This is a genomic window from Curtobacterium sp. MCBA15_013, assembly GCF_001865095.1.
In the GTDB taxonomy this organism is placed as follows: domain Bacteria; phylum Actinomycetota; class Actinomycetes; order Actinomycetales; family Microbacteriaceae; genus Curtobacterium.
Genome location: NZ_MJGQ01000006.1, coordinates 109005 through 122545 on the forward strand (window position 1 = coordinate 109005; position 13541 = coordinate 122545).

13 protein-coding genes are annotated in these 13541 nt (G+C 71.4%); 5 read left to right on the forward strand and 8 right to left on the reverse strand.

All coding sequences use genetic code 11. The annotated features are described in order from the left end of the window. Window positions 1-88 precede the first annotated feature (88 nt). A complete protein-coding gene (locus tag BIV01_RS04650) occupies window positions 89-1120 on the reverse strand; it encodes an aldo/keto reductase (protein ID WP_071302090.1) in 1032 nt (343 codons plus the stop codon). Between the two features lie 53 nt (window positions 1121-1173). Next, window positions 1174-1974: an alpha/beta fold hydrolase gene (locus tag BIV01_RS04655; RefSeq protein WP_071302091.1), complete on the reverse strand. Its 801-nt coding sequence runs from the start codon at window positions 1972-1974 to the stop codon at window positions 1174-1176. A gap of 34 nt (window positions 1975-2008) precedes the next feature. On the opposite strand from BIV01_RS04655, the gene BIV01_RS04660 reads away from it, so the two are divergent. Then, on the forward strand, window positions 2009-2770 hold the full coding sequence (locus BIV01_RS04660) for an NAD(P)H-hydrate epimerase (protein ID WP_139199211.1): 762 nt from the start codon (window positions 2009-2011) through the stop codon (window positions 2768-2770). A gap of 21 nt (window positions 2771-2791) precedes the next feature. Here BIV01_RS04660 and BIV01_RS04665 read toward each other — a convergent pair whose 3' ends face one another. Next, the gene (locus BIV01_RS04665; protein WP_083413761.1) at window positions 2792-3799 is read right to left on the reverse strand and encodes a 2-deoxy-5-keto-D-gluconate 6-phosphate aldolase domain-containing protein; all 1008 of its coding nucleotides are present in this window, start codon (window positions 3797-3799) and stop codon (window positions 2792-2794) included. Here BIV01_RS04665 and ypfJ point away from each other — a divergent pair. Then, window positions 3798-4697: a KPN_02809 family neutral zinc metallopeptidase gene (gene ypfJ / locus BIV01_RS04670; RefSeq protein ID WP_071302094.1), complete on the forward strand. Its 900-nt coding sequence runs from the start codon at window positions 3798-3800 to the stop codon at window positions 4695-4697. The genes BIV01_RS04665 and ypfJ overlap by 2 nt on opposite strands. 19 nt (window positions 4698-4716) lie before the next feature. On the opposite strand, the gene BIV01_RS04675 is transcribed toward ypfJ, so the two are convergent. Then, window positions 4717-5655 carry a DsbA family protein gene (locus BIV01_RS04675; RefSeq protein ID WP_071302095.1) on the reverse strand — a complete coding sequence of 313 codons (939 nt, stop codon included), beginning with the start codon at window positions 5653-5655 and terminating at the stop codon, window positions 4717-4719. 243 nt (window positions 5656-5898) lie between these two features. Between BIV01_RS04675 and BIV01_RS04680 the strand changes: the two genes are divergently transcribed. Then, entirely contained in the window at window positions 5899-6999 is a 1101-nt protein-coding gene (locus BIV01_RS04680; protein WP_070417806.1) for an ABC transporter ATP-binding protein, read from the forward strand. 82 nt (window positions 7000-7081) lie between these two features. Further along, a complete protein-coding gene (locus tag BIV01_RS04685) occupies window positions 7082-8389 on the forward strand; it encodes a DUF4032 domain-containing protein (RefSeq protein ID WP_092385133.1) in 1308 nt (435 codons plus the stop codon). Between the two features lie 124 nt (window positions 8390-8513). On the opposite strand, the gene rlmB is transcribed toward BIV01_RS04685, so the two are convergent. From rlmB to BIV01_RS04705, 4 genes are read right to left on the reverse strand one after another with little or no spacing between them, the layout of a single operon-like run. Next, window positions 8514-9524, reverse strand: a complete 1011-nt coding sequence (gene rlmB, locus BIV01_RS04690) for a 23S rRNA (guanosine(2251)-2'-O)-methyltransferase RlmB (protein ID WP_070417805.1) — start codon at window positions 9522-9524, stop codon at window positions 8514-8516. A gap of 28 nt (window positions 9525-9552) precedes the next feature. After that, entirely contained in the window at window positions 9553-10962 is a 1410-nt protein-coding gene (gene cysS, locus BIV01_RS04695; RefSeq protein ID WP_071302096.1) for a cysteine--tRNA ligase, read from the reverse strand. A 17-nt stretch (window positions 10963-10979) separates the two neighbouring features. Next, window positions 10980-12155, reverse strand: coding sequence for a 2-C-methyl-D-erythritol 4-phosphate cytidylyltransferase (gene ispD, locus BIV01_RS04700; protein ID WP_083413762.1), 1176 nt, complete (start codon window positions 12153-12155; stop codon window positions 10980-10982). 49 nt (window positions 12156-12204) lie between these two features. Beyond that, window positions 12205-12687, reverse strand: coding sequence for a CarD family transcriptional regulator (locus BIV01_RS04705; RefSeq protein ID WP_017888066.1), 483 nt, complete (start codon window positions 12685-12687; stop codon window positions 12205-12207). A 158-nt stretch (window positions 12688-12845) separates the two neighbouring features. Here BIV01_RS04705 and BIV01_RS04710 point away from each other — a divergent pair, with 158 nt between their 5' ends. After that, on the forward strand, window positions 12846-13451 hold the full coding sequence (locus tag BIV01_RS04710) for a hypothetical protein (protein WP_071295879.1): 606 nt from the start codon (window positions 12846-12848) through the stop codon (window positions 13449-13451). Window positions 13452-13541: the final 90 nt, after the last annotated feature.

The window sequence follows — 13541 nt, forward strand, 5'->3', positions numbered from 1 at the left end:
CGTGCAGTGATGGTGACACCGCACCGAACACGGTGTCCACATCCCTGGTCAAGCTCGCGGAAAGCCGCACCCGTCGGACAGCGAACGCTCAGCGACCCCCGGTGATCTTCCGCTCGCGCTGCGCGACGCCCGCCGTGCCGTAGGGGTAGTCGTCGATGCGCGGCGCGCTGATCTCGGTGAGCCGTGCGAGCTCGGCGTCGTCGAGGACGAGGTCGGCGGCACCGAGGTTGTCCTCGAGCTGCGAGACCGTCCGGGCACCGAGGATGACGCTCGTCACGGCCGGTCGGGCGAGGAGCCACGCCAGGGAGACCTGCGACCGCGAGGCACCGTGCGCGTCGGCGATGTCCGACACCGCGTCGAGGACGGCCCAGGTGCGCTCGTCGCCGTTCCGCGCCTCCCACGCCTCCATCCCGCGCGCCGGGTTCTCGCCGAGCCGGGTCGCGCCGCTGGGGGCCTCGTCGCGCTGGTACTTGCCGGAGAGCCAGCCGCCGGCGAGGGGCGACCAGGGCAGCAGGCCGATGCCGGCGTCGAGGCAGGCGGGGACGATCTCGTGCTCGATGTCGCGGACGAGCAGGTTGTACTGCGGCTGCAGCGTCACGGGCGGCGCCCACCCGTGGCCCTTCGCCTCGTACACGGCCTTCGTGATCTGGTACCCGAGGTAGTTCGAGAACCCGTAGGAGCCGATCTTGCCCGCGGACACGGCGTCGTCGAGGAAGCGCAGGGTCTCCTCGATCGGGGTGAGGGCGTCCCACGCGTGCATCTGGTACAGGTCGATGTGCTCGACGCCGAGCCGCTCGAGCGAGGCGTCGAGGGCGACCCGGAGGTGCCGACGGGACAGCCCGAGGTCGTTCGGCCCGTCGCCCTGCGGGAAGCGCCCTTTGGTGGCGAGGACGACCTGCTGCGCCTCGGTCGGGTGCGCGGCGAGCCAGCGGCCGATGATGCGCTCGGACTCGTTGCCGGAGTAGACGTCCGCCGTGTCGATGAGCGTGCCGCCGGCGGCGACGAACGTGTCGATGATGGTGTGCGAGGTGGGTTCGTCGGCTTCGCTGCCGAAGGTCATGGTGCCGAGGGTCAGCGTCGACACCGATGTCCCGCTGTTGCCGAGGAGTCTGTAGTCCATGGCCGGGACGGTACGCGCGACCACCGGGGACAACGAGGACCTGGCAGTACCCGTCAGCGCTGGTCGGACACGGCGGTCTCGGTCAGGAAGGCGATCGCGGCCTGGCGGAAGTCGCGCGACGTCGGCGCGTTGAAGTGGTTCCGGCCCGGGATCTCGAAGAACGAGGCGTCCGGGGCCGCCGCCGCGAGCCGCACGGCACTGTCCTTGATGCCGTCCTCGCTGCCCGCGGCCATCAGCACGGGCTGGGCGGGCGCGTTCGACGGCGTCGGCTCGATGCTGCCCCGCATCCCCTCGACCATCGCCACGAGCGCGCCGAGGTCGTTCCCCTCGACGCCGGCGGCCATCGTCAGGTAGCCGTTCGTCACGCGGTCCTCGATCGGGGTGCCGTGGGCGAGGTGTGCCTTCGCCTGGTCGACCCGCACGCGCCGCATCGGGTCCGCGTCGGGGATGCCACCGAACACCGCACGGGTGATCCGGTCGGGGAGCTGCTCGGCGGTGTGCCAGCCGACGCGGGCGCCGAGCGAGTACCCGAGGTACGCGACGTCGTCGAGCAAGTAGGTGTCGATCACGCTGACGACGTCCGCGACGAGGAGCTCCATCGAGTACGCGGACGGGTCGTGCGGCTTCGACGAGGCGCCGTGCCCGCGCTGGTCGAGCGCGACGACGCGGTACCCGGCGCGGACGAGGTCGCGCGTCCACCCCGAGGCGTGCCAGTTCAGCAGCGCGCCGGAGGCGAACCCGTGCACGGCGACGACCGCCGGCGCCTCGGGGTCGCCGAAGTCGTAGGTGGCGATCTTCAGCCCGTCCGGGGACATCACGACGCGGGGACGGGGTGCTTCGGGGACGAGTGACATGTCCCCTCCAGGCTACCGGGGCACTGTGGTCGCCATGGACGGCTACGGCGGCGATCAGATCCGGGCGGCGGAGCGGCCGCACCTCGACGCGGGCGAACCGCTCATGCAGCGTGCGGCGGACGGGCTGGCGCGGATCGTCGGCGGACTGCTCGACGACCCGGCCGTGCGTCCGGCTGACGGACCGGGATCGGTCCTGCTGCTGGTGGGCAGCGGCGACAACGGTGGTGACGCGCTGTTCGCGGGGGCACGCCTGGCGGCGGACGGGAGGCGCGTGACGGTGCTGCGCGTCGGCGCACGCGTCCACGGGGCGGGCCTGGCAGCGGCGCTGGACGCCGGGGCGCGCCTCCTGGACCGCCCGTCCGACACCGGGTCGGTCCGTCCGGCCGCGGACCTCCTCGCAGCGGCCTCCCGGGATGACGCTGCGCGTCTGGCCGCCGTCGCGACCGACGCGGCGCTCGAGGCGGACTTGGTGCTCGACGGGATCCTCGGCATCGGCGTGCACGGCGCGTCCGCGCTCCGCGCTCCGGCGCGCGAGGTCGTCGCGGCGATCCGTCAGCTCGCACGCGACCAGCGTGCACCGTTCGTCGTGGCGGTCGACGTGCCGAGCGGCATCGACGTCGACACCGGCGCGATCGCGGACGACCACGTGCTGCAGGCGGACGTCACGGTGACGTTCGGCGGGGTGAAGGCCGGGCTGCTCCGCGGACCGGGCGCGAGCCTCGCCGGGCGGATCGAGCTCGTCGACGTCGGGATCGGTGCGGACCTGGCGGGCGTGGAGCCGCTGGTCCGCACCTGAGACCCGGGCTCGGACCCGGGGTCAGACCGCGCCGGCGTCCACGCCGTGCTCGATGCCCGGGCGGGCCTCGAGCCAGGTGTCGACGAAGTGGCGGTAGTTCGCCGCGATGAGTCCCTCGGCGGCCTCGGTGTCGAGGTGTTCGCGGACGACGTCCTCGAGCGGTTCCTCCCAGTTGCTGCGACCGATGGCGAACCCGACGAACCCGTCCACCCCGGCGGCGGTGCGCAGCCAGTGGTCGAGCTGCTCCTCGGGGGCGTCCCGTCCGAGGACGATGCACTGCACCGCGTCCCGGCCACCGCGACGCACGGCCCGGACGACCCGTTCCGCGTCCGCGCGCTCGTCGAGGCCCTCGAGCTTCCACACGTCCGCCTCGACCCCGTGGTCCTGCAGGTACTCGATGACCTGCACGACGAGGTCCGGTCGGAGGTCGCGGTCGTAGTCCTCGACCGATGCCCGCTGCTCGTCGGTCGCCGGGACGAGCAGTTCGACCAGGAACGGCCGACCGGCGCCGTGCAGCACGCCCGCGATGTCGGCGAGCTCCGATGCCTGCCGCTCGCGGCGCTCCGCGTCGAAGTCGGGGTTGTCGCGCACGAGCACCTTCACCCAGTCCGGGTCGAAGGCGTCCACGTGCGCGACCCAGTCCTCGCCGTACTCGAGCTCGAACCATTCCCGGCCCGACCGCTCGATCGGCATCGCGAGCTGGAGGCCGGCCTCCTTGACGAGCCGGGCGACGTCGGCGCCGTAGCGCTCGTCGACGAGGACGCCGGTCCGCTCGCGGGACGCTCCGGCCGCGAGCGCCGTGAGGACACCGCGGTAGACGAGCTGCTTCCCGGCGCGCACGCGCTCGGCCTCGGCTTCGTCGAGCGGCTCCCCGCCGGACTCGTCGTAGGTGTGCTCGAGGAGCGAGGACCGCTGGTCCATCGCGAAGAGGAACAGGGGGTGCGTTTCGTCGAGGACGGGCATGCCGTCCGGTCTACTCCTCCCGCCGATGCGGGCACCGAGCACCGCCCACCCGTACATTCGGGGCATGACGTTCAACGACGACTCGCAGCTCACGGGCGGGAAGGTCAAGCGGCGCGGGCGCACTGCGGCAGTCGCGGGCGGCGGTGTCGTCGGTGTCGGTGCGATCGTGGTGCTGCTCATCAACGTCTTCACCGGCGGCGACCTCGACCTCGGCGCGCTCCTCGGCGACGGCGGGACGACGCAGATCCAGCAGCAGGGCGAGTCGGTCGATGCAGCCGCCGAGTGCCGGACCGGTCGTGACGCCAACCTCAACATCGACTGCCGGATGGAGGGCGCGGCCGAGTCGCTGGACGGCTACTGGACGGCCGAGGCCAGGAAGCTCGGCATCACGTACACGTCGCCGGACTTCTACCTGTTCGACGGCTCGACGAGCACCTCGTGCGGCCAGGCGTCGGCGGCGACCGGCCCGTTCTACTGCCCGCCGGACCGGGCGATCTACCTCGACACCGCGTTCTACGACGACCTGCAGTCGAAGTACGGCTCCTCCGGAGGGCCGCTCGCGCAGATGTACGTCGTCGCGCACGAGTGGGGCCACCACATCCAGCAGCTCCAGGGTGCCTTCGCGAACACCGACCGCTCCGGGACCGGCGCGTCGTCCGGCAGCGTCCGCGTCGAGCTGCAGGCGGACTGCTACGCGGGCGCCTGGGTCGGCGACGCCGCGACCACGAAGGACGCGAACGGCGAGACCTTCTTCGAGCCGATCACGCGTGCCGAGATCGAGGACGCACTGTCCGCCGCGAGCGCCGTCGGCGACGACAGCATCCAGGAGCGCTCGAGCGGTCGGGTCGACCCGGACTCGTTCACCCACGGGTCGAGCGAGCAGCGCCAGAACTGGTTCCTGCGGGGCTACCAGCGCGGCGCGACGTCGTGCGACACGTTCAGCGTGCCGGGTTCGTCCCTGTAGTCCGGGTCAGCAGCCCGGGTCAGTCCGACGGCGAGGCGCTCGGCGTCGCGGACCGGGTCGGGGTGGCACTCGGCGTGGGCGTCGGCGTCGGGGTGGCGTCGCTCGCACCGGCAGCCGTCACCACGAAGGTCCGGAAGTCGTCGTTCGTGATCGGCGACGTGAGCTCGTAGCGCTGCCCGTTCACGAGCACGAGGGGCGTGCCGGGGAACTCCTTGAGCGTCGACCCGGGGATGTCGCCGCCGGTCACCGCGGTGGTCCGCTCGTCGATCCACTTGCTGTAGGTCTGGTCCTCGATGCACTTCGTGATCGTCGACCGCTTCTGCAGCCCGTCCACGCCCGTGACGACCTTGGTCAGCTGCGCGTCGGTCAACCCGGCGGTGCCCTCCTCCGGCTGCTTCGCGAACAGCGCCTGGTTGACGGCGAAGAACTGGTCCGGCGAGCTGTCCGCGACGCAGGCGGCGGCGTTCGCGGCACGGAGCGAGTACTTCGTGCCCTGCGACCGGTTCGAGAGGATCGCGATCGGGTGGATGTCCACCGTCGCCGCACCGGAGTCGACGAGGTTCTGGATGTACTCGCCGTTCGCGTCCTCGAACTGGCCGCAGATCGGGCAGAGGTAGTCGACGTACATCGTGATGCGCACCGAGCCGGCGGCGTCCGTCGAGGTCGGTGAGGGCGACTGCGAGGACGCCGTGACCGCCTTGAGGTCCTGCCCGATCGTGATGCCGCCCTGCGAGGTGTTCGCCGGGCCCGGGCCCGCGGGCTGCACGGAGTCGACGAGGACGAGTGTCACGACGGTCGCTGCGGCGAGCAGGACGACGCCGATGCCGATCTGCAGGCCGAGTCGGAGTCCGCGCTGGCGGCGCTTCTGCTGGGTGCGGGCACGCTGGGCGCGCTGTCGTGCGGCTTCGCGTCGTTCGTTCCGCGCGGCGCGGGCGTCACCCTCGGGGCGGTTGGTCATGCGTCGAGTGTCCTCACGTTGGTCGTCGTCCGTACGGCTTCCCCCGGCAGGCCGGACGGACCCGCCGATCGTACCGGGACCCGATGGGAACCACCCAACCCGGTGTGAGCACTGGCGCTCCCGGGGCAGATCGTGTTGTATGAACCTCGATGGTCGACGGCGACCATCCGGGGCCCCCACGGGCAACCGCTTCACTCGGATCGTCCGGCACGTACCTGCCGGTGAAGGAAGGACCGAACGCTCATGGCGTCCGTCACCTATGACAAGGCAACCCGTCTCTACCCCGGAGGCAACCGTCCCGCGGTCGACTCCCTCGACCTGGACGTCGCCGACGGCGAGTTCCTCGTCCTCGTCGGCCCCTCGGGCTGTGGCAAGTCCACGTCCCTGCGCATGCTGGCCGGCCTCGAAGAGGTCAACTCCGGCTCGATCCGCATCGGCGACCGCGACGTCACGGACGTCCCGCCGAAGGACCGCGACATCGCGATGGTGTTCCAGAACTACGCGCTGTACCCGCACATGACCGTCGCCGAGAACATGGGCTTCGCGCTCAAGATCGCCGGCGTCGGCAAGGACGAGCGCGCCACCCGCGTGCAGGAAGCCGCGAAGCTCCTCGACCTCGAGCAGTACCTCGGCCGCAAGCCGAAGGCGCTCTCCGGTGGTCAGCGTCAGCGCGTCGCGATGGGCCGCGCGATCGTCCGTCAGCCGCAGGTGTTCCTCATGGACGAGCCGCTGTCGAACCTCGACGCCAAGCTCCGCGTCCAGACCCGCACCCAGATCGCCTCGCTGCAGCGTCGTCTCGGCGTCACCACGGTCTACGTCACGCACGACCAGACCGAGGCGCTCACCATGGGTGACCGCATCGCGGTGCTCAAGGACGGCATCCTGCAGCAGGTCGGCTCGCCGCGCGACCTCTACGAGAAGCCGAACAACGTCTTCGTCGCGGGCTTCATCGGCTCGCCGGCGATGAACCTCCTCCCGGCCGACGTGGTCGAGGGCGGCATCAAGTTCGGTTCGCTCAACCACCCCATCGACCGCGACACGCTCTCCAACGCGCGTTCCGGGAACATCACGGTCGGCATCCGCCCCGAGGACGTCATCGTGGCGCAGTCGGGCGAGGGCCTGCCGGTCACGGTCGACGTGGTCGAGGAGCTCGGCGCCGACGGCTACCTGTACGGTCACGCCGACGTCAAGGGTTCGCGCGTCGACATCGTCGCCCGCGTCGACGGGCGTTCGCACCCGTCGATCGGTGACACGATCGTCGTCACGCCGAAGCAGGGCCACGTGCACGCCTTCGACACCGAGTCGGGCGAGCGGCTCGACGACAAGGCCGTCGTCAGCGCGTAACGCTGGAAGGTCCCCACAGGAGGCGCGGTGCCAGCTGGCACCGCGCCTCCCGTCCGTCGCACACGTACCAGAGGAACCAACCGTGCCCGACTCGATGTCCATCACCGCCGCCACCGTCGACCCCGGACTCCTCGACCTGCCGTGGGACCTCCCACTGGCGGACTGGCCGGACGAGACGATCGTCGCGCTCCCGAAGGGCATCTCGCGGCACCTCGTGCGGTTCGTGCAGCTCGGCGGGTACGTCGTCGCCGTGAAGGAGACCGGCGAAGAGGTCGCCCGCTCGGAGTACGAGATGCTCCGCACCCTGCAGCGCATGGACGTGCCGTGCGTCGACCCCGTCGCGGTGATCACGAACCGGGTGAGCGCCGACGGCGAGGCCCTGCACCCGGTGCTCGTCACCCGGCACCTGCGCTTCTCGCTGCCGTACCGCGCCCTGTACTCGCAGACACTGCGGCCCGAGACGGCCACCCGCCTGGTCGACGCCCTCGCGCTCCTGCTCGTGCGCCTGCACGTCATCGGCTTCTACTGGGGCGACGTCTCGCTCTCGAACACGCTGTTCCGACGTGACGCCGGTGCCTTCGCGGCGTACCTGGTGGACGCCGAGACCGGCAAGCTCTACCCCGGCGGCCTGTCGAACGGGCAGCGTGAGAACGACCTCGAGGTCGCGCGCGTGAACATCGCCGGCGAGCTCCTCGACCTCGAGGCCGGCGGTCGACTCGACGAGAACGCCGACGCCGTGGACGTCTCGAACCGGATCGTCGCGCAGTACCGGACGCTCTGGAAGGAACTCACCGGTACCGAGCAGTTCGACGTGAAGGAACGCTGGCGCATCAACGACCGCGTCGAACGGCTCAACGCGCTCGGCTTCGACATCGAGGAGCTCTCGATCCACACGACCGAGGGCGGGTCGCAGGTGCGCATCCAGCCGAAGGTCGTCGACGCCGGACACCACCAGCGACGGCTCCTGCGCCTCACCGGGATCGACGCCGGCGAGAACCAGGCGCGGCGGCTCCTCAACGACCTCGACTCGTACCGGGCGCGCAACGGCCGCGACCTGCTCGACGAGGAGATGGTGGCGCACGAGTGGGTCTCGCGGGTGTTCGAGCCGGTGATCCGCTCGATCCCACGGGACCTGCGCGGGCGGCTCGAGCCGGCCGAGGTCTTCCACGAGCTGCTCGAGCACCGCTGGTTCATGTCGCAGGAAGAAGAGCGCTCGGTGTCGCTCCCCGAGGCGACGACCGCGTACATCAACGACGTGCTCCGGCACCGTCGCGACGAGCGGCTGCTGATCAACCCGCCGACCTCGTCGATGACGCTGCCGATCCCGGTCGTCGACGACGCGGTGCCGGCGTCGCCCGACGACGTCGAGGACTGGCGCGCCGGGGTCTGACGGGCGCGGGGTCGCCCCGGGCACGCCCGCGCGCCCGCGCGCCCGCGCCCGCGCCTCGCATGGTGAGCAGAAATGGTCGCCTCCCGAACCGGGAGGCGACCATTCCTGCTCACGAAGTGCGCGACTACTCGGCGCGACGGCGCCGGGCGACCTCCCACAGGGTGACGCTCGCGGCGATGCCCGCGTTCAGGGACTCCGTCGCGCTCGAGATCGGGATCGAGACGATCGCGTCGCAGGTCTCGGTGACGAGGCGCGAGAGGCCCTTGCCCTCGGAGCCGACGACGATCACGATCGGACGGTCGGCGAGCTCGAGGCCGTCGAGCTCCACGTCGCCGTCACCGTCGAGGCCGAGAACGAACAGGCCCATCGACTTGAGCGACTTGAGGGTCTGCGTGAGGTTCGGGGCCATCGCGACGGGGGTCCGGGCGGCCGCACCGGCCGAGGTCTTCCACGCGGACGCGGTCACACCGACCGAACGCCGCTGCGGGACGACGACACCGTGGCCGCCGAAGGCCGCGGTGGAGCGGATGATCGCACCGAGGTTGCGCGGGTCGGTGATGCCGTCGAGGGCGACCAGCAGCGGGACCTCGTCCTTGGCGAACGCCCGCTCGACCACGTCCTCGGCCACGGCGTACTCGTACGCCGGGACCTTGAGCGCGACACCCTGGTGCACGCTGTCGTGCCCCGTGATGCGGTCGAGCTCCGGACGCATGATCTCCATGATCGGGACGCCGCGGTGGTTGGCGAGCGCGAGGATCTCCTTGACGCGGTCGTCGACCTCGATGCGGGAGGCGATGTACAGCGTCGTCGAGGGGGTCTTCGTGCGCAGGGCCTCGAGCACCGAGTTGCGGCCGGTGACCAGCTCGGAGTCGTCGGTCTTCCGCTGCGGCGGACGACCGGTGCGCTGCTGCGGCGAGCTCGACGCACCGTGGCGCCCGCGAGCGGCCTCGAAGCGCTCCTTCGCAGCCTTGCGCTTGCCGGCGGGGTGGTACGGACGGTCCTCGGCCTTCGGCGTGGGCTTGCGGCCCTCGAGCGCCTGCGCGCCCTGGCCGCCGGAGCCGACCTGCTTGTTGCCCTTGCGGCCGGTCCGGACGGCGCCCGGCCGTCCCTTCTTGCTGCCCGAGACGTTCTTCATTGCTCTCTCCTGTCCGGCACTGCCGTTGTCAGGCGATGCTCCAGCGTGTACCTGCTGCGGTGTCCTCGATCGTGATGCCCGCGGATGCGAGGTCGTCGCGCACGCGGTCGGCCGTGGCGAAGTCGCGTGCGGCCCTGGCGTCGGCGCGTTCCTGCACGAGGCGTTCGACGAGTGCTGCGAGCGGTGCGGCCGATGCATCGTGGCCACCACCCGACCAGTGGGCGGCTCGCGGATCGATGCCGAGCACTTCCACCATCGCAGCCACCTGATGGTACGCGGTTCCGAGCGCTTCCGCATCGTCCGCGTCGAGGGCGGCGTTCCCGGAGCGGACGGTCTCGTGCAGCACGGCGAGGGCCTGGGGCACCGAGAGGTCGTCGTCCATCGCCGCGGCGAAGGCCTCGGGCACCCCCGGGGCATCGGCCAGCCGGACGCCCTCGAGCCGCGGTGCGGCCCGGGTCAGGAAGCCCTCGATCCGGTCGAGCGCCGCCTCGGCCTCGGCCAGGGAGCCGTCGTGGTGGTCGATCGACGAGCGGTAGTGCGCGGCGCCGAGGAAGTACCGGACGACCACGGGACGCGCGGACCCGAGGAAGTCCGCGGCGAAGATCGAGTTGCCGAGCGACTTCGACATCTTCTGCCCGTCGACGGAGACCAGGCCGTTGTGCAGCCAGTAGGAGGCGAAGGCGTCTCCGGCCGCCGTGGACTGCGCGAGTTCGTTCTCGTGGTGCGGGAAGCGCAGGTCGAGCCCGCCGCCGTGGATGTCGAACGCCGGGCCGAGGTAGCGCCGGGACATCGCCGAGCACTCGATGTGCCAGCCCGGGCGGCCGGGGCCCCAGGGCGAGTCCCAGTTCGCCGTCGACGGCTCCCCGGCCTTGGCGCCCTTCCAGAGCGCGAAGTCGCGGGGGTCGCGCTTGCCGCGGGGGTCGGCGTCGGTGGCCTCGACCATGTCCTCGCGCCGCTGCCGGGTGAGCGCCCCGTAGGACGCCCAGCTGCCGGTGTCGAAGTAGACGTCGCCGGAGCCGTCCGCCGCCGCGTAGGCGTGCCCGCGGTCGATGAGCTTGGTGATGATGTCGTGCATCTGCGGCACGCTCGCGGTGGCTCGGGGCTCGTACGTCGGGGGCAGGATGCCGAGGGCGTTGTACGCGGCCGTGAACTCGAGCTCGACGCGGTACGCCCGGGCGAACCAGGCCTCGTCGGTGCCGTGCGCGAGGTCGAGCACCTTGTCGTCGATGTCCGTGACGTTCCGCACGAGCGTGACCCGGAGGCCGCGGTGGGTGAGCCAGCGGCGCCAGATGTCGTAGACGAGCGCGGAGCGGAGATGCCCGATGTGCGGCGACGACTGCACGGTCGGACCGCACACGTACATGCTCACCTGTCCGTCGACCAGCGGGACGAGGTCGACGACGGCAGCGGCGCGGGAGTCGTAGAGGCGAACGGTCACGCGTCCAGCCTAGGACGTCAGACCGGTCGGACGACGGCTGTCGCGATGGCGGCGAGCCCCTCGCCGCGGCCGGTGAACCCGAGACCGTCCGTCGTCGTGCCGGAGACCGCGACCGGGGCCCCGACGACGGCGCCGAGGGCGTCCTGCATCTCGGTCCGACGCGCGCCGATGCGCGGTCGGTTCCCGATGACCTGCACGGTGACGGACACGGGCGCCAGACCGGCGGCGGCCAGCATCGCGACCGCACCCCGGACGAAGACGTCACCCGCCGCCCCGGCGTAGGCGGGGTCCGACGTGCCGAACGTCCCGCCGATGTCGCCGAGCCCGCCCGCCGAGAGCAGGGCGTCGCAGACCGCGTGCGCGACCGCGTCGCCGTCGCTGTGGCCGGAGAGCCCCGCTTCACCGGGGAAGTCGAGCAGCCCGACCCGGCACGGGGACACCGCGTCGAACGCGTGCACGTCCACCCCGAGGCCGACCCGGGTGTCCTCGGGGGTGGCGGCGCGGGCACGCACGATCGACTCGGCGCGACCGAGGTCCCACGGGGTGGTGATCTTGAAGGCGTCGGCGTCGCCGGGGACGAACCGCACGGTGCCGCCCGCTGCCTGGAACACCCCGGCGTCGTCGGTCTCGGCCTGCTGCGACACCGCGTACGCCTGCCGGAGCGCGGCGAGCGGGAAGCCCTGCGGCGTCTGCACCCCGACGAGTGCTGCGCGGTCGACGGTCTCGACGACGACGTCCCCGTCGACGCGCTTGATCGTGTCCGTGACGGGCAGTGCGGGGACGAACCCGGCACCCGCCCCGTCGTGCAGCGAACCGGCGACGGCGTCGAACACCCGCTCGAACTGGGCCGGTGGCGTCAGACAGCGCGCCGCGTCGTGCACCAGCACCGCGGTGACGGAGTCCGGCAGCACGGCCAGGCCGGCCTCGACCGAGGCATGGCGATCCGCGCCTCCGGGGACGACGGCCGTGTACGCGACCGCAGCCCCGGCGACGGACGCGACCACCTGTCGGCAGTCGTCGAGGAGCGCCGCCGGCGCGACGACCACGACGAGCGTCGGCGACGGCAGGGCGAACAGCGGCTCGAGCGCCCGCGCGAGCATCAGCGTGCCGGCCACCGGGACGAACGCCTTGGCCGTCCCGATGCCGAGCCGCGTGCCGGAACCGGCCGCAACGACGACGACCGCCCTGTCCACCCCGTGGGGGAACAGAACGGTCGAGGACGTGTTCAGTGGTTCGGTGCGCTCAGGAGGCGAGGACCTCGTCGAGGACGGTCGATGCCTTGTCCTCGTCGGTCTTCTCGGCCAGCGCCAGCTCGGAGATCAGGATCTGCCGCGCCTTGGCGAGCATCCGCTTCTCCCCCGCGGACAGGCCGCGGTCCTGGTCGCGGCGCCAGAGGTCGCGGACGACCTCGGACACCTTGATGACGTCACCGGAAGCGAGCTTCTCGAGGTTCGCCTTGTAGCGACGCGACCAGTTCGTGGGCTCTTCGGTGAAGGGGGCACGCAGGACCTCGAACACCTTGTCGAGGCCTTCCTTGCCGATCACGTCACGGACTCCGACCAGGTCGACGTTGTCCGCCGGGACCTCGATCGTGAGGTCACCCTGGGTGACCCGCAGCTTCAGGTAGACCTTTTCCTCACCCTTGATGACGCGCGTCTTGACTTCAGAGATGGTTGCCGCCCCGTGATGGGGGTAGACGACGGTCTCGCCGACCTCGAATTGCATGTATCAGGCTCCGTTCCGAGACGCCCAGTTTACCACAAGCGTTGTTCGGGTAAGGGGCGCCTAACAACTGGCACCCCCGCTGATCGGTAGGATGGTGCCGGACCGTCCGGTCCACAATCGTGATCTTCCGGAGGAATCTCTTGCGAGCTCGGGTACTCGTGTCCGTCGCCGTTGCGGCAACCATCGCGCTCGGCGCCACCGGCTGCGAGTTCATGTCGCCCGCACAGACGACGGAGATCAAGCAGATCACCGACGGCGTGAACGTGTCGACCGGCAAGGTGGACATCCGCAACGCGCTCCTCATCGCGGACGACGCCGACGGCGCCCGGTTCGTGGGCACGATCGTGAACAACGCCGAGCGGGACGACATCACCCTCTCGATCGAGGTCGGCGGGGACACGCAGACCGTCACGGTCCCGGCGAACACGCACATCGACCTCGGCGGCGCCGCGGAGCCCTCCGAGCAGGCCACCGCCTCGACGGAAGAGGGCGACGGCACCACGCAGGGCACGGCCGCCGGCGACTCGCGCGAGGTCGTGTTCGACGACGCCGACACCAAGCCCGGCTCGCTGGTCAAGGTCTACTTCTCGTACTCGGGCGCCGAGGGCGTCTCGGCGAGCGTCCCGGTGCTGACCAGCCAGCAGGAGGAGTACGCGACGCTCGCGCCGACCTCCTCGCCGGAGCCCACCAGCGAGATCACCCTCCCGGTCGAGACGCCCGCGGCCACGCCGACGGACGACGCGACGCAGGACGCCGGCAACTAGCAACAGACGCACGCACAGGAGGCGCGGCGCCGGCCCCTGGGACCGGCACCGCGCCTCCTGTGCGTCAGCCGAACTCGCGTCAGCCGACCT

Excerpts from the sequence above, each read along its gene's own strand:
- BIV01_RS04675 (WP_071302095.1), bottom strand. The coding sequence starts at position 5,655 with ATGACCAACCGCCCCGAGGGTGACGCCCGCGCCGCGCGGAACGAACGA.
- BIV01_RS04680 (WP_070417806.1), top strand. The coding sequence starts at position 5,899 with ATGGCGTCCGTCACCTATGACAAGGCAACCCGTCTCTACCCCGGAGGC.
- rlmB (WP_070417805.1), bottom strand. The coding sequence starts at position 9,524 with ATGAAGAACGTCTCGGGCAGCAAGAAGGGACGGCCGGGCGCCGTCCGG.
- ypfJ (WP_071302094.1), top strand. The coding sequence starts at position 3,798 with ATGACGTTCAACGACGACTCGCAGCTCACGGGCGGGAAGGTCAAGCGG.
- BIV01_RS04655 (WP_071302091.1), bottom strand. The coding sequence starts at position 1,974 with ATGTCACTCGTCCCCGAAGCACCCCGTCCCCGCGTCGTGATGTCCCCG.
- BIV01_RS04665 (WP_083413761.1), bottom strand. The coding sequence starts at position 3,799 with ATGCCCCGAATGTACGGGTGGGCGGTGCTCGGTGCCCGCATCGGCGGG.
- BIV01_RS04650 (WP_071302090.1), bottom strand. The coding sequence starts at position 1,120 with ATGGACTACAGACTCCTCGGCAACAGCGGGACATCGGTGTCGACGCTG.
- BIV01_RS04660 (WP_139199211.1), top strand. The coding sequence starts at position 2,009 with ATGGACGGCTACGGCGGCGATCAGATCCGGGCGGCGGAGCGGCCGCAC.
- BIV01_RS04705 (WP_017888066.1), bottom strand. The coding sequence starts at position 12,687 with ATGCAATTCGAGGTCGGCGAGACCGTCGTCTACCCCCATCACGGGGCG.